The 21,360-nt window shown below is 64.5% G+C and carries 21 protein-coding genes and 1 pseudogene; 18 read left to right on the top strand and 4 right to left on the bottom strand.

The window, feature by feature from the left end; all coding sequences use genetic code 11:
* The first annotated feature begins 43 nt into the window (after nt 1-43).
* Nucleotides 44-1,114, top strand: a complete 1,071-nt coding sequence (locus tag LLH00_06420; GenBank protein MCE5270903.1) for a hypothetical protein — start codon at nt 44-46, stop codon at nt 1,112-1,114.
* A 14-nt stretch (nt 1,115-1,128) separates the two neighbouring features.
* Here LLH00_06420 and LLH00_06415 read toward each other — a convergent pair whose 3' ends face one another.
* Nucleotides 1,129-1,668, bottom strand: coding sequence for a hypothetical protein (locus tag LLH00_06415; GenBank protein ID MCE5270902.1), 540 nt, complete (start codon nt 1,666-1,668; stop codon nt 1,129-1,131).
* Between the two features lie 322 nt (nt 1,669-1,990).
* On the opposite strand from LLH00_06415, the gene LLH00_06410 reads away from it, so the two are divergent.
* Nucleotides 1,991-2,947: an SH3 domain-containing protein gene (locus LLH00_06410; protein MCE5270901.1), complete on the top strand. Its 957-nt coding sequence runs from the start codon at nt 1,991-1,993 to the stop codon at nt 2,945-2,947.
* A 25-nt stretch (nt 2,948-2,972) separates the two neighbouring features.
* On the opposite strand, the gene LLH00_06405 is transcribed toward LLH00_06410, so the two are convergent.
* A complete protein-coding gene (locus tag LLH00_06405; GenBank protein ID MCE5270900.1) occupies nt 2,973-3,335 on the bottom strand; it encodes an STAS domain-containing protein in 363 nt (120 codons plus the stop codon).
* A 383-nt stretch (nt 3,336-3,718) separates the two neighbouring features.
* On the opposite strand from LLH00_06405, the gene LLH00_06400 reads away from it, so the two are divergent.
* The 16 genes and pseudogenes from LLH00_06400 (at nt 3,719) to LLH00_06325 (ending at nt 19,066) form a co-directional block, all read left to right on the top strand.
* Nucleotides 3,719-4,555, top strand: coding sequence for a hypothetical protein (locus LLH00_06400; GenBank protein MCE5270899.1), 837 nt, complete (start codon nt 3,719-3,721; stop codon nt 4,553-4,555).
* Nucleotides 4,552-5,022, top strand: coding sequence for a tetratricopeptide repeat protein (locus LLH00_06395; GenBank protein ID MCE5270898.1), 471 nt, complete (start codon nt 4,552-4,554; stop codon nt 5,020-5,022). The genes LLH00_06400 and LLH00_06395 overlap by 4 nt, the downstream gene beginning before the upstream one ends.
* A 94-nt stretch (nt 5,023-5,116) precedes the next feature.
* Complete coding sequence (locus LLH00_06390) at nt 5,117-5,563, top strand: Rrf2 family transcriptional regulator (GenBank protein ID MCE5270897.1); 447 nt, start codon at nt 5,117-5,119, stop codon at nt 5,561-5,563.
* A gap of 64 nt (nt 5,564-5,627) precedes the next feature.
* Nucleotides 5,628-6,800, top strand: a complete 1,173-nt coding sequence (locus tag LLH00_06385; protein ID MCE5270896.1) for an aminotransferase class V-fold PLP-dependent enzyme — start codon at nt 5,628-5,630, stop codon at nt 6,798-6,800.
* A 38-nt stretch (nt 6,801-6,838) separates the two neighbouring features.
* On the top strand, nt 6,839-7,855 hold the full coding sequence (tsaD, locus tag LLH00_06380; protein ID MCE5270895.1) for a tRNA (adenosine(37)-N6)-threonylcarbamoyltransferase complex transferase subunit TsaD: 1,017 nt from the start codon (nt 6,839-6,841) through the stop codon (nt 7,853-7,855).
* 258 nt (nt 7,856-8,113) lie between these two features.
* Nucleotides 8,114-9,265 carry a glycerate kinase gene (locus LLH00_06375; protein ID MCE5270894.1) on the top strand — a complete coding sequence of 384 codons (1,152 nt, stop codon included), beginning with the start codon at nt 8,114-8,116 and terminating at the stop codon, nt 9,263-9,265.
* Nucleotides 9,255-9,581 (top strand): annotated as a pseudogene (locus tag LLH00_06370) (hypothetical protein). Before LLH00_06375 ends, LLH00_06370 begins: the two are co-directional and overlap by 11 nt.
* A 393-nt stretch (nt 9,582-9,974) precedes the next feature.
* Nucleotides 9,975-11,723, top strand: a complete 1,749-nt coding sequence (gene priA, locus LLH00_06365; GenBank protein MCE5270893.1) for a primosomal protein N' — start codon at nt 9,975-9,977, stop codon at nt 11,721-11,723.
* Between the two features lie 109 nt (nt 11,724-11,832).
* Nucleotides 11,833-12,570: a class I SAM-dependent methyltransferase gene (locus LLH00_06360; protein ID MCE5270892.1), complete on the top strand. Its 738-nt coding sequence runs from the start codon at nt 11,833-11,835 to the stop codon at nt 12,568-12,570.
* Nucleotides 12,571-12,628: 58 nt separating this feature from the next.
* Entirely contained in the window at nt 12,629-13,249 is a 621-nt protein-coding gene (locus LLH00_06355; protein ID MCE5270891.1) for an NUDIX hydrolase, read from the top strand.
* An 11-nt stretch (nt 13,250-13,260) separates the two neighbouring features.
* Nucleotides 13,261-13,794 carry a hypothetical protein gene (locus LLH00_06350; protein MCE5270890.1) on the top strand — a complete coding sequence of 178 codons (534 nt, stop codon included), beginning with the start codon at nt 13,261-13,263 and terminating at the stop codon, nt 13,792-13,794.
* 163 nt (nt 13,795-13,957) lie between these two features.
* Nucleotides 13,958-14,140 (top strand): cytochrome c oxidase assembly protein COX16, encoded by a 183-nt coding sequence (locus LLH00_06345; protein MCE5270889.1) that lies wholly within the window; start codon nt 13,958-13,960, stop codon nt 14,138-14,140.
* A 196-nt stretch (nt 14,141-14,336) separates the two neighbouring features.
* Nucleotides 14,337-14,528 carry a hypothetical protein gene (locus LLH00_06340; GenBank protein ID MCE5270888.1) on the top strand — a complete coding sequence of 64 codons (192 nt, stop codon included), beginning with the start codon at nt 14,337-14,339 and terminating at the stop codon, nt 14,526-14,528.
* 300 nt (nt 14,529-14,828) lie between these two features.
* The gene (locus LLH00_06335; protein ID MCE5270887.1) at nt 14,829-15,161 is read left to right on the top strand and encodes a hypothetical protein; all 333 of its coding nucleotides are present in this window, start codon (nt 14,829-14,831) and stop codon (nt 15,159-15,161) included.
* Nucleotides 15,162-15,284: 123 nt separating this feature from the next.
* On the top strand, nt 15,285-16,736 hold the full coding sequence (locus LLH00_06330; GenBank protein ID MCE5270886.1) for a sodium:solute symporter: 1,452 nt from the start codon (nt 15,285-15,287) through the stop codon (nt 16,734-16,736).
* Between the two features lie 857 nt (nt 16,737-17,593).
* Nucleotides 17,594-19,066, top strand: coding sequence for a Mur ligase domain-containing protein (locus LLH00_06325; GenBank protein MCE5270885.1), 1,473 nt, complete (start codon nt 17,594-17,596; stop codon nt 19,064-19,066).
* Between the two features lie 184 nt (nt 19,067-19,250).
* On the opposite strand, the gene LLH00_06320 is transcribed toward LLH00_06325, so the two are convergent.
* Nucleotides 19,251-20,315, bottom strand: coding sequence for an IS110 family transposase (locus LLH00_06320; GenBank protein ID MCE5270884.1), 1,065 nt, complete (start codon nt 20,313-20,315; stop codon nt 19,251-19,253).
* A gap of 196 nt (nt 20,316-20,511) precedes the next feature.
* Nucleotides 20,512-21,360 (bottom strand): argininosuccinate lyase (argH, locus tag LLH00_06315; protein ID MCE5270883.1); only part of this gene is annotated, 849 nt, incomplete at its 5' end.

Raw genomic sequence — 21,360 nt, 5'->3', positions numbered from 1 at the left:
AGCCACCTTTTCAGCCTGGGCATCAGGTTCTAAAGGCAACGGAATGTCCACCTCACTCGGTTCCCGTGACAGATTCCTCCGCGCCCTGGATGGCCGCGACCTCGACCGCCCGCCCTGCTTTTTCCGCGCCGAGGCCCCGGTGCTGGCCCGTCTGCGCGACGAGCTTGGCCTGGAGTCCGCCCTCGACCTGGCCCGGCATTTCGGCTCGGACGCCCTTCACGTGGGCCCGGTCTGGCGCCGCGAGCTGCTCCGGACCGACAGCGCCCCGGACCATTTCTATGACATGTTCGGCAGCCGCTGGCGGAAAGTGGAGTACCAGGGGATTTACAGCGAGGCAGTGGTGGAGCCAGTGCTGGCCGGGGCCGCGGGGCCCGCGGCGGTGGAGCGGATCGTCTGGCCCGGCCCGGCCATCCTCGATCTGGACCAGTGCCGCGAGCGCGCCGCCGAGGCCCACGCCAGCGGCCTGGCGGTCTACGGCGGTATCTGGGCCAGCATTTTCACCCACTCGCGCTCCATGCTGGGCGAGGAGGATTATCTGGTCGCCCTGCTGGCCGACCCGGAGCTGATAGCGGCCCTGGTCGCCCGCCTGACCGACTGCTTCCTGGAGCTCAACCGGGCCTATCTGGAGGCCTGCGCCCGGTATCTGGACATCTACTATTTCGGCAGCGATTTCGGCGCCCAGAGCTCGCTCTTTGTCAGCCCCGGCATGTTCCGCACTTTCTACAAGCCGCACCTGAAACGTCTGGCCGACCAGGCCCACGCCTTCGGGCTGCGTGTGATGTACCATACCTGCGGCTCGGTGCACCCGATCATAGATGACCTGATCGACTGCGGGATTGATATCCTCGACCCGGTGCAGGTGAGCGCCGACGGGATGAGCGCACCGGAGCTGGCCACGCGCTTCAAGGGACGGATCGCGTTCCACGGGGGGATCAGCACGCAGGGGGTGTTGCCGGAGGGGAGTCCGGAGGAAGTGAGGCAGGCGGTTATCGAGACGGTCAGGACTTTGGGGCCGCACGGCTATGTGGTGGGCCCGGACCAGGACCTGATGGCGGATGTACCAACAGCCAACATTGAGGCCCTGTTCGCGGCCGTGCGGGAGATGAAACTGTAGGCGGAGCTCCGGTCTCAGCGGCCGGCGGCCCAGGCCTGTCGCGGCGGGCGGATGTTCTCGAGCACCAGGAGCTGGTACAGCTGCTCCCCGTCGCGCTCGACCTCCAGCGGCAGGACCAGCAGGCGGAAAATGTCCAGACGGGCGGAAAACTGGGGGTTGTCGCGGTAGAGCGCGTGCAGTCTCTCCAAATCTTTCAGGGCGCCCTGCAACCCGCTCTTGACATCGATCTCAGCGTGAAGCTCGAACTTGTCCGTAATTTTTAGCTGGAAATCCTCGAGCTGACGGTCGACTGTGACGGCTTCGGCGTTTTCCTCATACATCTGGCGCACCACCTCGCGTACGGCCAGGATCAGCTCAACGGCACGGAAATGCGGCAGGTAGGTCTTCTGGAACTTGGGAATCAGCCCGTGCTGGAGCAACTCGACAAACACCGGGTCTGAGAACAACTCCTCCAAGGTGTTCTGGAGGATTATGTTGCTCTCCACCTCCTTGCGCCACTTGTCGTTGCTGGCCAACACGTTGGCCAGTATGTCGATAACCTGGTTTTCTTCCATCGTCCGCCTGCTCTGAACTCGCCGCGCGCCAACCGTTTTAAGTGCCGATAGGCAATTATAAAACATCGCGATATTGAATACAAGCGGCAAGTCAAGATTTTAGACTTTTTAGTCAATTTATTTTTCCGTCACTGCGTTCAAGGATATTCTTGCCAACCTGCGGCGTGCCCATTACAGTAAATAGGGATATTCCGGGGCTTACTGACCGAATCGTCTCAGTGCAGCGGACTGGCACATATACACCAAAAACGCGGAGGGTATTTTGCGGGTGCTACCTCAGTATTTCCGGGCCGTCTGCAAATCAGGCTGCGGCGGGTTGAAATTGGTCCACCGGATCAGCCTGTCGGGGCTGCTGCTTTTGATCGCCGCGGCGGCCGTCTCTCCGCTGGCCGCCCAAACCCGTCAGCTCCAGGTGGTGCAGGAAAAAGCGCCGATGTTCAAGGAGCACTCCATCTCCTCGCCCATCATCAAGTACCTGGAAAAAGGCTCCCGGCTCAACCTTCTGGCCGCCGAGGACTCGTTCTACCTGGTGAGCTACGGCGGGTTCGAGGGCTGGGTGATCCCGTTCAGCGTGCGCGAGCTGGCCGCAGAGGGCGGTGCGGCCCCGACCGCCGAAAGCGAAAGCCCCCAGACCGCCCCAGCGGAGGAACAGCCGGCCGGGGATGGGCTGGACGGGCGCTACGTGACAGTGAAAGGGCGCTACGCCAACCTGCGCGAGGGTCCGGGCATGGGCTACGACATCGTGGGCAAGGCTTTTCGCGGGCAGAAACTGGAAAAATTCATCAAGCGCGGCAACTGGTACCGGGTGCGCCTGCCGGATTCCAAGATCGGTTTCATCCGCGAGGACCTGCTGAGCCCGCTCGGCGGGGCCAAAGCCGGCTCCGGCCCGAAAGCCGGCACTGCTGCGGCGGCGGAACAGTCACACGCTCCCGCCCCGTCCGGGACGCTGCAGGAGCGTGTGACCCGCCTGGAGCAGGAGCTTACCGAGCTGCGGGCCTTATTGCTGGAACATTTGCGTGGATCGGGCGGCCTGGCGGCCTCCCCGGCCGCGCCCCTTGACGGGGCGTCGGCGGGCCAGGCGGACCAGAGCACATTGCAGGGTCAGGCTGCGGGTACGGCTCAGCAGACCCGCAGCGGCCGGATTATCGGCAACCGTGCCACCAAGGTCTACCATCTGCCGTCGAGCGTCTTTTACGACAAGATTCCGGAGGAGTTCCGGGTCTACTTCAACACCGAGGAGGATGCCCAAAAGGCCGGGTTCACCAAGTCGATCCGTTGAGACAGGGCCGGTTGACACGAGCGTGTCAGGCTCTCTTGCGCCGCTTGCCGTTCTGCTGCAGGCTGCGGAAAGCCTCTTCCCGTGTCTCGTAGATTTCGAACCAGCGGTCCAGCTTGGTCTTGCTGAAGATTCTCTTCAGCTCCTTGTTCAGGCTGGACAGGCTCAGGCAGCCACCGTCCTTGTAGATCCCGCGGCTGAGATTGACCAGGACGCTCAGTCCGAAGCCGTCGATATACTCAGTTTCCTTCAGATCAACCACAATCCTTTTGTGGTTTGCCGCTTCCAGTTGCGTGAACAGCTCTTTCAGAGTCTGAGTGTTCTGGAAGTTGATCTGGCCTTTCACCTCGGCGACAGCGATGTCGTCAATTTCATGGGTGGTGATTGTCATTTAAAGCTCCCGAAGTGATGCGGATTTTACTCAAACATCAGTCCATTCCGTTCGATAAAGAAGAGGGGGCAGCCCTCAGGCTGTCGAGGCGCGAGTCAAAGGCATCCGGAACCCTCCCTGGTTTCCGTGGTCGGCTGTGATCTGAGCCCTGTGCCGGGAGGCTCCCGGAGGGTCAGCGTGGTTTCGAGCGTGGTAAAAGCAAGTTCCGTACCACGCATGCCGCAGGGCCGTTGCGGGAACGGCGAATAAATTTAAGTCGAGCAAATTGTGCTCTTTAGGCCGCAGCAGCGGCAGCGGCCCCGGCTGAGCGGGTCGCAACGTGAACCCTGTGCGAGAAAAATCTACCCGTGGCTGGACAGGAATTGTCAAGCCGGAGCGTACAGATGGACGAGGATTTCAAACTCGAGTGGCAGGAGGACGGGGACGAGGACGACTCCGGAGAAACGAAGCCCTCCTCTTCCGGGAACGGGGGGAAAAAAGCTTCCTCCGGCCACCTGACCCTGCTTCTCGTTCTGCTGGGAACGCTGGTCCTGGGGGGCGGAGGCGCCGGATTCTGGTGGCTGCGCGCGCGCCAGCAGGAACAGGAGCGCCTGGCCGCGGCCGCCGCGCCCAAAGTTGTGGAGGAGGGACACGTCTCCAGCGCCCGGGCCATGGAGATCATGGAAAACCGCAAGCTCATGCGGGATGAGTTCCGTTCGAGCCACAACACCCCCCTGGTCGAGGACCAGGGCCAGGCCGGAATGGTCGACATGGCCGTGCGCGGCGAGCTGACCCTGGTGAGCGGACTGTTCCAGCACTATGTCCAGACCACGGCCGCCTTTTTCGAGCTGAGCCGGATCATTACCAATAATTATGTCGAGAACCGTGCGCAGGTGGAGCAGCTTTTCCTGACCCAGGTCAAGCCGGCTTTCGACATGGCCGAACGTCGCCGGGATGTCCTGGAGCGCCGAATCTCCCACTCTCCGGCCCAGGAGCTCTACGATAACCTCGCCTGGATCGCCCATCACGACAGCCTGGCCGTGATGTCCATGCAGCGCTTCGTGGAAAAGGGCGAGCCCGAGGATTTCCTGACCGCCGTCGACCTCGCCAACACGGCCAAGCTGATGCTCCGCAAGTTCTGGAGCTTTCTGCGTGAGGACCTGCGTCGCAACAAGGTCGTCTTTACGCCTCCGGAGGGTATCTGGCGGCGCTACTACGTCGCCTGGGACATCGTGGAATGAAGCTGCGTGCGACAACCTGGATTCTGCTGGCCCTGACTCTGGCGGTCTTGTCCTCCGGGGCCTGCAATCGCGTGAAAACAGAACAGCCGGCCGAGGTGAAAGAGGTGGTCATGGCCCTGCAGAGCCAGTTCCGCGTGCCGGCCGACTCCGTCCGCTGGGTCGGCTACCTGACCGAGACGCCCCAGGACACCGCCCGCGCCTGGCTGATGCTGGGTGCGCTCTACCTGGCCAACGAACATACCGCCGTGGCCCTGGACTACCTCAACCGGGCGCTGGCCATCGACCCCGGACGCCCCGTGCTCCAGCTAAACCTGGCCGATGCCTACAACCGCCTCGGGGAACGTGAGAAAGCGGTGGATGCTCTCCGCCTGTACATGCGCTTCAACCCAGACAGTCCGTTCGGCCCGGAAATATTCCGCATCGTCGAGAAATACCGCAGCATCGAGAGTGAAAAACTCATCCCCTGACCGGCCTGTCGCAAAAGTTGACAAGATCACTCGGAAAATGTAGATTTCCCCATCCGGATTTCATTCGCCAAACCCACACCCCCGGCCGTTGACCATGCGCCTGACCACGCGCGGACATTACGGTATCCGGGCGATCCTCGAGCTGGCAGCCAACGAGACTGGGCCGCTGAGCCTGAAAGAGATCGCCCGGCGTCAGAACATCTCCCTGGCCTACCTGGAGCAGCTTTTCAACCGCTTGAAGAGGGACGGTCTGGTGGAGGCCCGCCGCGGCCCGGGCGGGGGCTACGTGCTGGGACGGAGGCCGTCGGGGATCACAGTGGGCGAGGTCTACCGCTCCCTCGAGGGCGAGATCGTGTTCGCCCGCTGCAGGGAAAGCGACGGGGCCGAGGACTGCGCCGGCGCCGGCGACTGTGTCTCACGCCTGCTCTGGGAGGGCCTGGGACGGCGGGTCCGCGAGTACCTCGACTCCCTCACTCTGGCCGACCTGCTGGCAGCCGCCCGTGAACGCCGCGAGCCTATTGCCAGCCCCGGCCGCTCCTGAGTATATTGCCCCGGTCCCGGCGCGGCCGGTTCCGCCCTGCTGAGATGGAGGGGAGAGATAAACGATGGCTGAACAGGCAAGAGTCTACCTGGACCACAACGCCACCACGCCCCTGGCCGAGCCGGTGCTGGAGGCGATGCTGCCCTGGCTGAAACAGAATTTCGGCAACGCCTCCAGTATTCACGCCGAGGGACGGGCGGCGCGCTCCGCGATCGACCGCGCCCGCGCCCAGGTGGCCGGGCTCGTCGGGGCGGCGCCCGAGGAAATCGTTTTCACCGGGGGCGGCACCGAGAGCGACAACCTGGCCGTGCGCGGGGCCGCCGAATCCCGGCCCCCCAGCGGCGGCTCCATCCGCCTGGTGACCAGCGCGGTGGAGCACCATGCCGTGCTGCGGCCCATGCAGCGCCTGGAGCGGCTGGGCTGCGAGCTGACAAGCCTGCCCGTGGACTGTTTCGGCTGTCTCGTCCTGGACGAACTGGAGAAAGCGCTCCAGGGCGGCAAGCCCGTCCTGGTGAGTCTTATCGCCGTATCCAACGAGGTGGGCACGCTCCAGCCGGTGGAACAGGCCGGAGCGCTCTGCCGTGAGAGTGAAGTGACTTTCCACGTGGATGCCGTGCAGGCCGCCGGGCGCGTGCCGCTGGACGTGCGCCGGCTGAAAATCGACCTCCTGAGCCTGAGCGCGCACAAGATTTACGGCCCCAAGGGCGTGGGCGCGCTCTATGTCCGCCGCGGGGTGGAGATCCAGCCGCAGATGCTGGGCGGCGGCCAGGAGCGGCGGCGCCGCTCCGGCACCGAGAACGTGGCTGGCATTGTCGGTTTCGGCGCGGCCTGCGACCTGGCCCGGACGGAATTCGAAAGCCGTAACCGCCTCCAGCTCGAGCTGCGCGAGCGCCTCCACCGTGGCATCCTCGGGCGTGTCGAGGGTGTGCACCTCAACGGCCACCCCGACAAGCGGGTGAGCAACACGCTCAACCTGTCGTTCGAGGGGGTGGAGGGCGAGGCGATCCTGCTGGGCCTCGACTCCCGCGGCATCTCGGCCTCCAGCGGCTCGGCCTGCGCCAGCGGCTCGCTGGAGCCCTCTCACGTGCTCACCGCCATGGGGGTGGCCCCGGAGCTGGCCCAGAACTCGGTGCGTTTCAGCCTCGGACGGGGCAACACGGCCGCCGAGATCGACCGCACGGTCGAGGCCGTGGCCGACATTGTCCAGCGCCTGCGCGCCATGCAGCTTTCATCCTGACAAAGAACCTCCATCCTTCTTATGGATATAATGGCCTCATGCTGACCCTGGGTATCGAAACCTCCTGCGATGAAACCTCGGTCGCCCTGCTGGAGGGCGAAAGCCATCTGCTGAGCCACCTGGTTCTGAGCCAGCTCGAGCACGAGCGTTTCGGCGGAGTGGTCCCGGAACTGGCCAGCCGGGCGCACCTCCAGGCCCTGCTGCCCATGCTGGAGCAGTCGTTCGCCGAGGCCGGGGTCACGCCGCGGGACATCGACCTGCTGGGGGTCACAGTGGGACCGGGGCTGATCGGCTCGCTTCTGGTGGGTATCTGCACGGCCAAGTCTCTGGCCCTCAGCCTGGGCAAGCCGCTGGTCGGGGTGAACCACGTGGAGGCGCATCTGATGGCGAACCTCCTGCTGGAGGACCCGCCCACCCCTCCTTTTGTCGCCCTGCTCGTCTCGGGCGGCCACACCCTGCTGGTGAAAGTGGCCCGCTGGGGCGATTACGCCGTACTGGGGCGCAGCCGGGATGACGCGGTGGGAGAGTCGTTCGACAAGGTGGCCAAGATGCTCGGCCTGGGCTATCCCGGCGGCCCGCTGATCGAGAAAGCCGCCGCTGGCGGCGACCCGCGCGCTTTCGCCCTGCCGCGCCCGATGCTGCGCGATCCCTCTCTCGACCTGAGTTTCAGCGGGCTCAAGACCGCGGTGCTGCACGAGGTGGAGCGCCAGAAAACCACCGGCTCCCTGGAGACCTCTGTCGCAGATCTTGCCGCCTCGTTCCAGGCCGCGGTGGTGGAGGTGCTGGTGGAAAAGTCCCTGCGCGCCTGCCGTCAGGCCGGGGCCGCCTGTCTGATCGTGGCCGGGGGCGTGGCCCGTAACCGTGCCCTGCGCGCGGCCCTCGACCGGCGCTCGCCTGAGGAGGGCCTCCGGGTGGTGTTCCCGGACCTGGCGCTCTGCACCGACAACGCCGCCATGATCGCCCGCACCGCGCTGTACCATTTCGGGCAGGGACGCAGCGACAGCCTCGACATCCGGGCTTTCGCCACTGGCAGCCTGCAGTGGCGCCGCGCCTGATACCCCTTTAATGTCTCGGTGCGCCCGATGTGCTTCGGTTCATGTAGGGTCGCACCCGCGTGTGCGACCGGGCGGACACATGGGTCCGCCCCTACATTGACCGGCTATGGTGGAAGTCCTCACGTGGTCTCGCAGGCTGTACGGAAACACGTAGGGGGCAATTCATGAATGCCCCTACAGAACGTCCGCCAGCTTGGCTGTCTTTGTTTAATTCGAAGAAGTCACAAGCTTTCCCATTCTGTTCACTTTGAGGCACGGATGAAAATCGTTCTGGCCCCGGATTCTTTCAAGGGCACGTTCAGTGCGGGCCTGGTCTGCCGGGCCTGGCAGAAAGCGGCCGAGCGCGTGTGCCCCGGGGCCGAGGTCCTCTGCTGTCCCCTGGCCGATGGCGGCGAGGGGACCTTGGAGGTGCTGTTCGAGGCCGTGGGCGGGCGACGGTTGAGCTTTGCGGCCTGCGACCCGCTGGAGCGCCCGCTCCAGGCCGAGTTGGGGCTGCTGGAGGGTGGCGAAGCCTTGATCGAGATGGCCCGCACCTCGGGCCTCGACCTTCTGGCTCCCTCCGAGCGCAACCCCTGGGTGGCCGGCACCCGTGGCCTGGGACTGGCCGTGCTCGCGGCCCTGGACGCCGGGGCGACAAGCCTCTGCCTGACCCTGGGCGGCTCGGCCACGGTGGATGGCGGGGTGGGGATGGCCCGCGTGCTGGGCTTCCGTTTCCTCGACCGCCACGGCCATGTCCTGGAGTACGAGGGCGGACGGATACTGGGCAAGATCGCCCGGATCGACCGCTCCGGCGCCGACCCGCGCCTGGCCGGACTTCCGGTGCGCGCCCTCTGCGATGTCACCAACCCACTCACCGGCCCCCTGGGCGCGGCCCGCGTGTTCGGCCCGCAGAAAGGGGCCGCCCCGGCCATGATCGAGCGCCTGGAGCTGGGCCTGGAGCGCCTGGCCCGTCGTTTCGAGCGGGACCTGGGGCACAAGGTCGCCGCAGCGCCTGGGGCCGGGGCCGCCGGAGGGATGGGCGCGGCGGTGCTGGCTTTCCTGGGCGGCAAGCTGATCCGCGGGATCGATTACGTGCTGGAGACTACCGGTTTCGACTCCGCCCTGGCCGGGGCCGACATTGTCCTGACCGGCGAGGGCTCGTTCGACTCGCAGAGCCTGGGGGGCAAGGTGCTCTCCGGGGTGTTCTCCCGCGCCGAAGCCGCCGGTGTGCCTGTGGATGTTGTCTGCGGCCGTGTCGCGGACCTGGATGAGAGCGGCCGCCCGGCCGGCGCCGGGGCCCGGCGGATCTGGTCCGGGGCCGACCTGGACATCCCCGCCCGCCGGATGCTGAACGCTGCCGACCTGACCCGTCTGGCCGAAATGTCCCTGCAAGACTTTCTCTCTCCGTCCGAGGGGGCCGATGAGCACTGAGACGCCGGAGAGCGGCCGCAGCGTGGCGGTCCTGTTTCCCATCCCCGGCGGCGGACCCTACACCTACCGCGTCCCCTCCGACTGGGAAATCCCGCCCGCGACGGGCTGCCGGGTGAGCGCGCCCCTGGGGCGCAAGCTCCTCACCGGCCTGGTCACCGGCCCCGGCCTGCCCGTGCCGGCCGGCGTGCGCCTGCGCGCCTTGAGCGCCTCCCTGGACAACCGTCCCCTGCTCACCCCCGACCTGCTGGAGCTGATCGCCTGGCTGGCCGAGTACTATTTCTGCGAGCCGGGCGAGGCCCTTCGCTCGGTGGTTCCTGGCCCTTTCCTTCGCGTGGGCGATCGCACCGTGCACCTGAGCGAGGCGGCCCAGGCCGACCCGCCCACCGGTCTGCCTCCGGCCCAGGGACGCCTGATAGAACTCCTGCAGGCCCGGGGCAAGGCCCGGGTTTCCAGCCTGCGTGATGAGCTGGACGCCGGCCCCCTTCAGCGGGCACTGACTGTCCTGGAAAACGCCGGGCTGGTCACATTGAGCGACTGCCTGCCCCGCGTGCCAGCCGATAAGACCGACTCTCTGGTCAGCGCCGTGGCCCCTCTGCCCGAGGCGGAAGAGCTGGAGCGCCTCCTGCGCCGCAGCCCCCGTCAGCGCCAGTGCCTGGACTACCTGAGCGGCCTGGCCCACCCGGTGGAGGCGGCCTTCCTCAGCCGCCAGATGGGTTTCAGCCCGGAGGTGGTGAGGACTCTGGCGGGCAGGGGCCTCGCCCGCATCACCCAGGTGCGCCGTCTGCGCGACCCGTTCCAGAGCCTGGACCTGCCGCCCTACGATCACCCCACGCCCTCGGCGGCCCAGACCGCGGTGATCGCCGCGATCAGCCGCGACCTCGACTGTCACCGGGTGTTCCTGCTCCATGGCGTGACCGGCAGCGGCAAGACCCTGGTCTACCTGGAGATATTGCGCCCGGTGCTCGCGGCCGGCCGTCAGGCCGTGGTCCTGGTCCCCGAGATCGCCCTCACCCCCCAGACCACCGCGCGGTTCCGGGCCGTGTTCGGCGACCGGGTGGCGGTGCTGCACAGCGGGTTGTCGGATGGCGAGCGCTACGACATCTGGCGCGAAATACGCGCCGGGCGCTACCGGGTGGCGGTGGGGCCGCGCTCGGCCGTGTTCGCCCCGTTCGAGAACCTGGGCCTGATCATCCTGGACGAGGAGCACGAGAGCACCTACAAGCAGACCGACCTCACCCCGCGCTACCATGCCCGGGATGTGGCGATCCGCCGGATGCGTTCCGCCGGGGGCCCGGTGGTCCTGGGCTCGGCCACCCCCAGTCTGGAAACCTGGGCCGAGGCCGAGAGCGGCAACGTCGTGCGCCTGAGCCTGCCCGAGCGCGTCGCCGGCCGACTCCTGCCCGAGGTGCGCCTGGGCGACCTGCGCCACGGCTGGACCGGCTCGGACAAGAACGGTGTCACGCCCGCCCTGCTCAAGGAGATCGGTTTCGCCCTGGAGGCCCGCGGGCAGGTGCTGCTGCTTCTTAACCGGCGCGGTTTCAGCAATTTCGTCCTCTGCCCCGACTGCGGCGGCATCGTCGAGTGCCCCAACTGCCGCATCTCGCTCACCGTGCACAAGCGCCTGGGCCGCCTTCTCTGCCACTACTGCGGCCACCAGCAACCCGCACCCGAGGTCTGCCCCGCCTGCGGCTCGGCCTCCCTGGAACGGATCGGGGCCGGGACCGAGCAGGTGGAGTCCGCCCTGCGCGAGGCTTTCCCCGAGCGCGTGGTCGACCGCATGGACCTGGACACCACCGGGGGCAAGTGGTCGCACCACGAGATCCTGGAGCGCCTGCGCACCGGGGCCACGGATATCCTGGTGGGCACCCAGATGATCGCCAAGGGCCTGGATTTCCCGAACGTGGTCCTGGTCGGGGTGGTCAACGCCGACACGGCCATGAACCTGCCCGATTTCCGCTCCACGGAGCGCACTTTCCAGCTCCTGGCCCAGGTGGCCGGGCGCACCGGACGCGGCGAGCGGGGCGGCGAGGTGCTGATCCAGACTTTCAACCCCGCACATCCGGCGGTGCGCGCCGCGGTGCACCACGATTACACCGGGTTCGCCCGGCGCGAGCTGGCCGTGCGCCTGGAGGCGGGCTATCCGCCCTACGTGCGCCTGCTCAACGTGATATTCAGCGGCGAGCAGGAGCCGGTGGTGGAGCGTTTCGCCGGGGATAGCGCCGCACTGGTGGCAGCGCTCATCCAGCGCAAGCACCTGCAGGACCGGCTTACTCTCCTCGGCCCCGCGCCCTGCCCCCTGGAACGCTTGCGCGGACGCTGGCGGCGACACCTGATCCTCAAGAGCCGTGAGCCGGAGCTGATCGGCAGCCTGGGGGAGTTCCTGGCCCGGCGCCTCAAGCCTCCCGCGGCCGGGGCCTGCCGGGTCACCCTGGACCGCGACCCGGCCAGCCTGATGTGATAAGGGAACTCCTTCACAACAGGCCGATTTCTCGAAAAGATTTCCGTGATTTATCGGTAATATCCTGTTATTTTTAAGTTTCAATCAAAACCTAAAACCGGACAGGATCGTGAGCGACGAAAGCTGCCTCGGCACAGCCTGGAAAACTCCGGAGCTGGCCGCCAAATACCTGCAGGGAGTGCGGGGAGCGATCCCCCTGGCCGCCGAGCAGATCGGGATAATCCTGCACCTGGCCCGCGCCTGGCGTCCAGACTTCCAATCCTTCCTCGACCTGGGCTGCGGCGATGGTGTCCTGGGGCGGGCGCTCTGGCAGGTATCGCCCGCGGCCGAGGGTGTGTTCCTCGATTTCTCCGAGGCCATGCTGGGCGCGGCCCGCGAACGCTGCGGCGACAGCGCCAGGGCCAGGTTCGTGAGCGCCGATTTCGGCCTGCCCGGCTGGAGGGACTGCCTGGGCCCGCAGGCGCGTTTCGATATCATTGTCTCCGGCCTGGCCATCCACCACCAGAACGACAGCCGCAAGCGGGAAATATACGCCGAGCTGTTCGAGCTGCTCGCCCCGGGCGGACTGTTCCTGCACCTGGAGCACGTGGCCAGCGCCAGCCCGGCCGGCCAGGCCGTGGCGGATGACTGGTTCATCGACGCCCTCTACGAATACCACCGTCGCTCGGGAAGCTCCTACACCCGCCAGGAAATCGCCGGGGGCTACTTCCACCGCCCGGACAAGGCGGCCAACATCCTCGCCCCGGTTCAGACCCAGCTCGACTGGTTGCGCCGGATCGGCTTCCAGGACGTGGACTGCTGGTTCAAGGCCTTCGAGCTGACCGTGTTCGGCGGACGCAAACCCTGAAAGCTTTTGCCGCGGCGCCCGCGATCGACAGTGGCCGCGCCGCTGAGGTGCCTCATAAGTGGAACCGAGATGGTTTGACTGGGCCAGCCGCATCCAGGCCATCGCCCAGAACGGGCTGGCTTTCAGCCGAAACCCCTACGATATCGAGCGTTTCCAGGCCCTGCGCCAGCTCGCGGCCGAGATCATGGCGGATGGCTGCAACACAAGCATCCGGCGCATCGAGGACCTGTTTGAGCAGGAGACCGGTTACGCCACGCCCAAGATCGACTTGCGCGGGGCGGTGTTCCACGGCGAGCGCCTGCTGTTCGTCCGGGAGAGCCTGGACGGGCTGTGGACCCTGCCGGGCGGGTTCGCCGACATCGGAGAGTCACCCGCGGCCGGAGTGGAGCGGGAAATCCTGGAGGAAAGCGGTTTCGAGACCCGCGCGGTCAAGCTGGCCGCAGTGGTCGACCGCCGGGTCGACCCGCACTCGCCGCCGCACCCGTTCCACATCTGGAAACTGATTTTCCTCTGTGAGCTGACCGGCGGCACGGCCCGCACCAGCCTGGAAACCACCGAGGTCGGGTTCTTCGGCGAGGAGGAATTCCCGCCCCTGTCGCTGGGCCGCACCACGCCCCGCCAGCTCGACCTTGTGTTCAGGCATCATCGCGAGCCCGGCCGTCCCACCGATTTCGACTGAGGCGCGGCAGCATGGAGCAGGCTGACAAGCAGGGCAACCCGGATCAGGCGGTTTTCTACCCGGTCTCGACCAGAAAGCTCGCCCTGATGTCCATGTTCTCCTACCTTTTGTATCTGCACTTCTGGTTCTTCGCCAACTGGTACTACCTCAAGCGCAAGGCCGGACTGCGGGTCTGTCCTTTCTGGCGCTCGTTAGTTCTGGTGGCGTTCACCTATCCGCTGTTCCATCTTATCGCCGACCGTATGGAAGAGGCGGGCCTGGAGCCGGGGTTCCGCCCCGGACGGCAGGCCCTGCTTTTCCTGCTGATCCAATATTTCTCCATGCTCCTGCCCGGATTTCTGAAACTGTTCTGCCTGTTCGGTATCCTGGCCGTGCTGCCGGTCCAGGCGGCGGTCAACCGTTTGAACGGCCACCTGGCCCCGGGAGCCGCCCCCAACGCGCGCTTCACCCGCCTTAACCGCCTGATGGTCCTCGCGAGCGGGCTGTTATTCGGCCTGGCCGCTCTGCGCGGCCTGCTGGAGGCGCTGCCGGGGACGGTTGAATGAGGCTTTTCTTTTCTCCTGCCTTGACTTAGCACCGGATTCAACTATACTATTTTGTCAGGTATTAAACCAAAAACTGACAGATTCGGGGGAGCCCTCCCCCGCGACAACATATCCGGGGCCGGCCCGCGTGGGGCGCGCGCTCCACTGGAAAGGACGGTACGGCATGACCGCTTTGACTCTGCTCTCTCTCGTTCTCGGCGCATTCGGGTTGGCGGCGTTCACCCAGGTGCGTGCCCTGCGGCGCCAGGTCTACCTTCTGCGGCTGGATGTCCGGGATGCCGGTCTGAACCGCGCCGCCACGGACGACCCGGACAGCTCCTGCGGCTGCGGTTGCGGCTGCGGCTAAGCCGCGGCGGTCAGCTCTCGTTCCTATTGACGGGAATAAACACTCAATGCAATATTCCATCGCAGCGCCACAGCCTGCAAAGGGTTGCGGCGGCGGTGGTTTATTGTCTAAAGTTCTTTCCAGTTCGGCCGAAGAATAATATGTTAGAGATGGGCATGCACAGGGACGTCAAATTTCCCAGGGAAGGGATAGAAACATGTGCCCGGCTTGTGACCTCGGCCATCTGGCTCCGTCGGATTTCGATGAGTTCTTCGAGCGCGCCCGCGCCGAGGGCCTGACAACCCTTGTCTGCGCCCGCTGCGGAACCGCTGTCAGCACCGAGATGCTGCTTCTGATCGCCAGCCCCCTTGACCGGTCGGCCTCCCTGCTTGGGAATGTCCTGACCTGATCCGGTCGAAGGGTTTTAGTATTGCTTTTTTCCCCGACATTTTTCCCACTGCGTGCGCTTCATTCGATTCCTCAGTTTTCCCGTTTTGCCGCCAAAACCTAATTCTCTATTTGTCATGCTCTTATCAGAAACAGGCTTTCAGGAAAAAACCGCTCCCTGCCGGCTGTGCGATTTTTGTTGAGCAAAGGGGAGTTTCGAGGTATACTTTTTGGTGGACGGGGTCTTGACATTCGGCGTTTAAAGATTATAATTTATTGTATAGTTTGCATTATATGTATGTAAACAATCGGGGCTGACTCGATGCGAAAGATCGAGAAAAACCTGGTCGATTCCCAGCGGGTCTACCAGGACATACAGCGCGCCATGGTCAATCTGGAGAACGCCAAGTACCTGGTGAATTTCTCCGATGACGCCCATGACAAGCTGTCCACAATCCGCCTGATCTTCGACTATTTCTTCACCAAGTACGGCAACTACGAGTTCCGCCGCGACTGCATAGTCGATTTCAAGGTCAAGGAACTGGAAAACATCCTGGACGCTCTGGAAAGTTTCACCCGCAGCTACCAGGAGTTGTTGCGCACCTATCGCGAAAAACCCACCTCCCGCAACATCCAGCAGACCGGCACCGCCTGAGTGTGTCATATTCCTCCCACAGCGTGGTTGCAGCAGCAAGCCCGCCTGTTTTATATTTGACCCGCTCTTCCGGCACGTATCCGCGGCCGGCCACGGAACTTTCTGTCCGCGCGAGGCCTGTGCATGTTCCAGCTTTCCACGCCTGACCTGTTCATCCTGGGGCTCTACTTTGTGCTGATGTCGGGCCTGGGGGTCTACCTGGCGCGCTTCCAGACCGACAGCCGGGCCTATTTCCTGAGCAACCGGAATATTCCCTGGTGGGCGGTCTGCATCTCCATCGTGGCCACCGAGACCAGCGTGCTCACTTTCATCGGCGTGCCGGCCATGTCCTTTGACGGGGACATGCGGTTCCTGCAGATCACCCTGGGCTACCTGGTGGCGCGGGTGATCCTGGCCTTGTTTTTCCTGCCGGCGTTCCTGGGCCAGGAAACCTACACGGTCTACGGCTACCTGACCCGGCGCTTCGGGCCGCGGGCGCGCAACATCGCGGCCGGGCTCTTTTTCATCTCGCAGATGCTGGGCCACGGTGTGCGTCTGTTCGCCTCGGCGCTCGTGCTCTCGGCCGTGCTGGGCCTCGACGGCGTGGGCTGGTCGATATTCATCATGGCCGCGGTCACGATTTTCTACACCTGGGCCGGCGGTATCAGCGCGGTGATCTGGACCGATGTGATCCAGGGCGCGATCATGCTGGGCGGCGCGGTGCTGGCCCTGGTGATCCTGGCCGGGATGTTCCCCGAGGGCGCGGCCCCGGTGCTGGCCACGGCCCAGGCCGCGGGCAAGCTGCGCGTGTTCGATTTCGGTCTCGACCTCAGCCGCACCTACACGTTCTGGAGCGGGCTGGTGGGCGGCACTTTCCTGGGCATGGCCTCCCACGGCACGGATCAGGTGCTGGCCCAGCGCCTGTTGACCTGCCGCAGCCTGCGGGACGGCCGCAAGGCCCTGGTCGGCTCGGCCTTCATCATCATCCCGCAGTTCGCGGTGTTCCTGTTGATCGGGGTGCTGCTGTTCTATTTCTACCAGGCGCACCCGCCCGCTGTGCCCTTCGACAAATCGGACCGCATCTTCCCCCATTTCATAGTTAACCATTTCCCGCCCGTAGCCGCGGGACTCACTATCGCCGCGATCTTCGGGGCGGCCATGTCAACCCTGAGCGGGGCGTTGCAGGCGTTCAGCTCCAGCGCGGTGATGGATATCCTGAAGCCCCTGCGGGGCGAGGCCCACGCCGCGGACAACTACCTGGGGGTCAGCCGCTGGTTCACCCTGTTCTGGGGCGTGGTGCTCTGCGGTATAGCCATGCTGGCCAAGGACTGGGGTCCGGTGCTCGAGACTGGCCTGACCGTGGCCTCGGTCACTTATGGGCCTCTGTTGGGCCTGTTCCTGTTAGGCTTTTTCACCCGGCTTAAAAGCCTCAACGCCCTGACCGTGGGGGTTCTGGCCGGGCTGGCCGCGGTGAGCCTGGTGCTGCGGGCTCATACAGTCCCCTGGACCTGGTACGTGGCTGTCGGGGCCACGGTCACGGTGGGCGTGTCCCTTGCCGTGGAGCGCCTGAGCGGCGCGCGGGGCTGCGGACGCTGAACTGTTCTACGGTTTTAGGGGCGCGGCGTGCCGTGCCCGAAAGGCTTTTCTGTTCTCTGGGTTACGGCCAAGAGAACCAGAAGCCATTGGGGGGCCGTAAACTCGCCCGGGCCTTAGCGACTTTGGCACCCGTGGTGTGCATGAAACTCCTGCACGCTGCCTGAGGTGCGGCGGCGGCGCTGCCGCGAATCGCCCGCCGGGCCTTGAGGCTCAAAATGGCTTCGGTGTGCACGGTGCGGGTACTCCGCTCTTCCAGGCGAGGCTCAGACATACGGCCCCCGGCGGCCCTGCGGGCCGCCTGGAGAACGCAGCCTCAACCCTCAAGGAACCTGACACCTCGCGCACTATATATTTGCGGCCCCCACGCCCTTTGGTGCTTTCGGGCATGACCAGCTTTGTCCGGTTAGGTTTTTGCATAGAATGTCATGGTCGAACACAGTGTTCGTATCGGAATGATTCGATCCTGGGTCAAAGCCAAGCCCCGCGCCGCTGACAGGCCGCCGCTGTTGCCTTTGGGGGGCCGCACCTGTCTGAGCCTCCCGCCAGGGCAGCGTGTTATCGAGCGTAAAACGGCCAGGGCTCAAATTGCTGTACTGTCCGGCGGCGATTCGCGGCAGCGCCGCCGCTGCAACGCGGGAGCGGAGATAATCCTCGGGCACACCACAGTCAGAAGAGGAGTAATGGTGTGGACGAGTTTGCGGCCCCCGCTGGCTTTGCTGCTTTGGCCGAAACCAAAGCAGAAAAGGGTCTTTCGGCTTCTCACTGCAAGTTCCTAACCGGACATTGCTTGGCATGACCGAAAGAACATTATTTCTATTTGAGTCCAACTCATCGATCTGAAATCAAGCTGAGGCATTATGTCCATCCAGCCCTCTGCACTCAAAAAACTTTTCTTCTCCGGGATCGGCGGCAGCGGCATGAGCGCCCTGGCCCAGGTGCTGGTCAGCCGCGGCGTGGCTGTCTCCGGCTCCGACCGCCGCAACGACCGCGGCGAAAGCCCGGCCCTGTTCGGCTGTCTGGCGGCCCAGGGCATCAGTCTGTTCCCGCAGGACGGCTCCGGAGTGAGCGCGGGCCTGGATGGGGTGGTGGTGAGCGCCGCGGTGGAGCAGGACACCCCGGACTACGCCCGCGCCCGTGAGCTGGGCCTGGCTGTGATTCCCCGTCCCGCTCTGCTCGCCGCCCTGGTCAACACCTCGCGTGGGGTCTGTTTTTCCGGCACCAGCGGCAAATCCAGCGCCACGGCCCTCTGCGCCTACGCCCTGACCGAGCTGGGGTTCAGCCCGGCGCTGATCGCCGGGGCGGACCTGGTGAATTACAGGAGCGGCCCCACCACGGGCAACGCCCTGGCCGGCAAGTCCGACCTCTGCGTGGTGGAAAGCTGCGAAAGCGACGGCACCATCGTGGATTATTATCCCGCCGTTGGAGTGATCCTGAACATCGAGCGCGACCACCACGAGCTGGACTCCCTGGCCCGTATGTTCGCCACTTTCGCCGCCCAGACCCGCGAAACCCTGGTCCTGAACGCCGACTGCCCCAACGTGATACGCCTTCCGCGCCCAACCGGCCCCGGAGCGCCGCGGGTGGTGACTTTCTCAGCCCAGGGCGCTCCTGCCGACTACAGCGCGGACGGGCTGGAGCTTGGACGGTTCTCCTCGCGCTTCCGGGTCAAGGGCGTGGAATACCATTGTCCGCTGCCCGGACTGTATAACGTATCCAACGCCTTGGCCGCCCTGGCCGCGGCCGAGGCGGTGGGAGCAAGGGCGCAGGATTTCGCCCGCGTGCTGACCGGGTTCCGCGGCACAGCGCGGCGCTTCCAGTTGGTGGGCGAGGCGGCCGGGGTGAGCGTGATCGACGATTTCGCGCACAACCCGGCCAAGGTGCGGGCCGTGCTGGGCGCTTTCGAAAGCTGGACCGGCCTGGGACGGCTGTTCGTGGTGTTCCAGCCCCACGGCTACGGGCCGCTGCGGTTCCAGTTCGAGGAGCTGGTGGAGGTGTTCGGGGCCTGCCTGCGGCCGCGTGACGTTCTCATTCTGCCCGAGGTCTACTATGCCGGGGGCACGGCCAGCCGCGACATCTCCAGCGCCGACCTTGCCAAGCGTGTGAGCGCCCTGGGACGCGAGGCCGTGTTTTTCGCCGATCGGGCCGCGGCCGCGCCGTTTATCGCAGGACGGGCCGTGGAGGGGGATGTGGTGCTGGTGCTGGGCGCGCGGGATGACAGCCTGACCGCGTTTGCCGGGCAGGTGCTGGAACGGCTGAAAAGCAAGGTGCCGGGAGACAATTCCCCCCTGCTATGTGCGTGGTCAAGGAGAAAGCATGTAAAAGAGCTTTAGACTCTGAATCCGGCCAATCTGCTATTCATGGCCTCCGTGTTGACGGAGCCATATGCAATTGATTCGAGGTATTACAGGAGAGAGGCGACAGCCTTTGATCGTGGCCTGAAGTTAAACATTTCAGCACACATGGGGGGCAACGCCGTCCTCTCAATACGCTCGGGTTTGCTGGGCGGTTCAGGATTCAACAGTCAGGCTGCGACCGGCAGGCGATAGGGCGTGTCCCATCGAGGAGCACACGCCTGCAACGCAGCAGAAGGCGACGGGCAACGGCTACAATGGCTTTTTTCGCTCCGCGCCGGAATTTAAGGTTCTCGTAAACCTCCCGCAGTTCGGAATCTTTCTTTATCGCGGTCCAGGCAGCTTCGGTCAGGATAGCGCGAAGCTCGCTTTTACCGCACCTGGTGATACGGCCCATGCGGACATTTTCTCCGCTGGAATACTGGGAAGGGGTCAGGCCCACATAGGCCGCCAGTTGTTCAGCTCTTGTAAAACGGGTGATATCCCCCAGTTCAAGGAGCAGGAACATCGCACTGATCAGTCCGATGCCCGGAACAGACCTGAGAAGCCTGACTCTTTCGACGTAAGGTTCACTGGCTGCAAGTTCTTTCAGTAGTTGAGTCTGTTGCTCGATCAAGTGGTTCAGGTATTCGTATTCATTCAGCAAAGATATAAAACTCAGCTTCATATACGAGTTGTCAAACACAATCTCTTTGAGCCGGTTGAAAAAGCTTTCAGTCCACGGCCCACGGGGGTTGGCAATCGAGAGACCGAAAAAACACAGTTCGCTTTTTATCCTTTGCTGAACCCGTACACGGTCGCCCATTAACTGCTGCCGTCTGCGCAAGGCCTGACGGTGTGCGCACAGTTCCGGACCGGGGATCCAGACCGCCTTGAGCATTCGCTTGGACAATAGGTATGCCAGCTTGTGGCTGTCGCGCCGGTCAGTCTTCACGTGATTGCCGTACTCCAGCAACAGGGTCGGCGGCGTAACTGTACACTGGACGCCCGATCCATTCAGCAGTTCGTACAAACTGAAGCCGAAGTAACCGGCTTCGTACACGGCCTCGATCCGGTTAGGCTGGTAACGTTTCAAAAAGTTCAACAACTTGTCCGGCTCTGGGGGGTGTGCTCCGCTGAATATCACCTCCCCACTGCAAATTACCGTTATATGCCAACTGAGACGATGCAGGTCGATCCCGACAAAAACCGTTTCCCCCGCAGGGATAATCTGATTATACTTCTTCATAGGAGCCTCCTGTGGGTAAAGGTCTTGGCAGATTCAAATGTAACTACCGTTAACCTTGACCAACAGTGAGGCTCCGTTTATTTGCCCCCACTAAGCAACATAGTTGCTTTGAAAAAGGGGGGGAGAGCGGGGGGATTGAATACAAACAAAGAGGGCACGGCATGCCGTGCCCCACTGCAAATCATTTAATTTGGTCCTACTGAATTCCTCCGCACCCGGCCAGGGCCTTCTCGGCCAGGCGCAACTGCTCCTCCACCGCCTCGGGCGCTGTGCCGCCGAAAGCGTTGCGGCTGGCGGCCGAGCCTGCGAAATTGAGCGAGTCGAACACATCCGCCTCGAACAGCACGCTCACCTCGCGGTATTCCTCCAGCGGCAGCTCGCGCAGGCCCACCCCGCGCTCCTCGCAGGCCTTGACCACGCGCCCGGCGGCCTCGTGGCTCTTGCGGAACGGCAGGCCCTTGCGCACCAGATAGTCGGCCAGGTCGGTGGCGAGCAGGAAATCATCCAGCGAGCGCTCCATGGACTCGACATTGACCGTGAGGGTCTCCATCACGCCCGCGGCGATCCGCAGCGAGCGCTCCAGGGTGTCGAAGGTGTCGAACAGGGGCTCCTTGTCCTCCTGGAGGTCCTTGTTGTAAGTGGAGGGCAGGCCCTTGAGAGTGGCCAGCAGCCCGGCCAGGTTGCCCAGCACCCGTCCGGTCTTGCCGCGCACCAGCTCCAGCGAGTCGGGGTTCTTTTTCTGCGGCATCAGGCTGGAGCCGGTGGTGTAGCGGTCGCTCAGGCCCACGTAGCGCAGTCCCGTGCTGGAGTAGATGATGAGGTCCTCGGCCAGGCGCGACAGGTGGGTCATCACCAGGGCGCTGTCGGCCAGGAACTCGACCACGAAATCGCGGTCGCTCACCGCATCCATGCTGTTGGGGCAGACTTTCGTGAAACCCAGGCGCTCGGCCAGGAAATCGCGGTCTATGCCCAGGGCGTGCCCGGCCAGGGCCCCGGAGCCCAGAGGCAGGGCGTTGACCCGGGCGCTCAACTCGGCGAAACGCTC

The organism is bacterium, from assembly GCA_021372515.1.
In the GTDB taxonomy this organism is placed as follows: domain Bacteria; phylum Gemmatimonadota; class Glassbacteria; order GWA2-58-10; family GWA2-58-10; genus JAJFUG01.
Note: the sequence above shows the minus strand (reverse complement) of the source record. Positions and strands in the feature narration are given on the sequence as shown.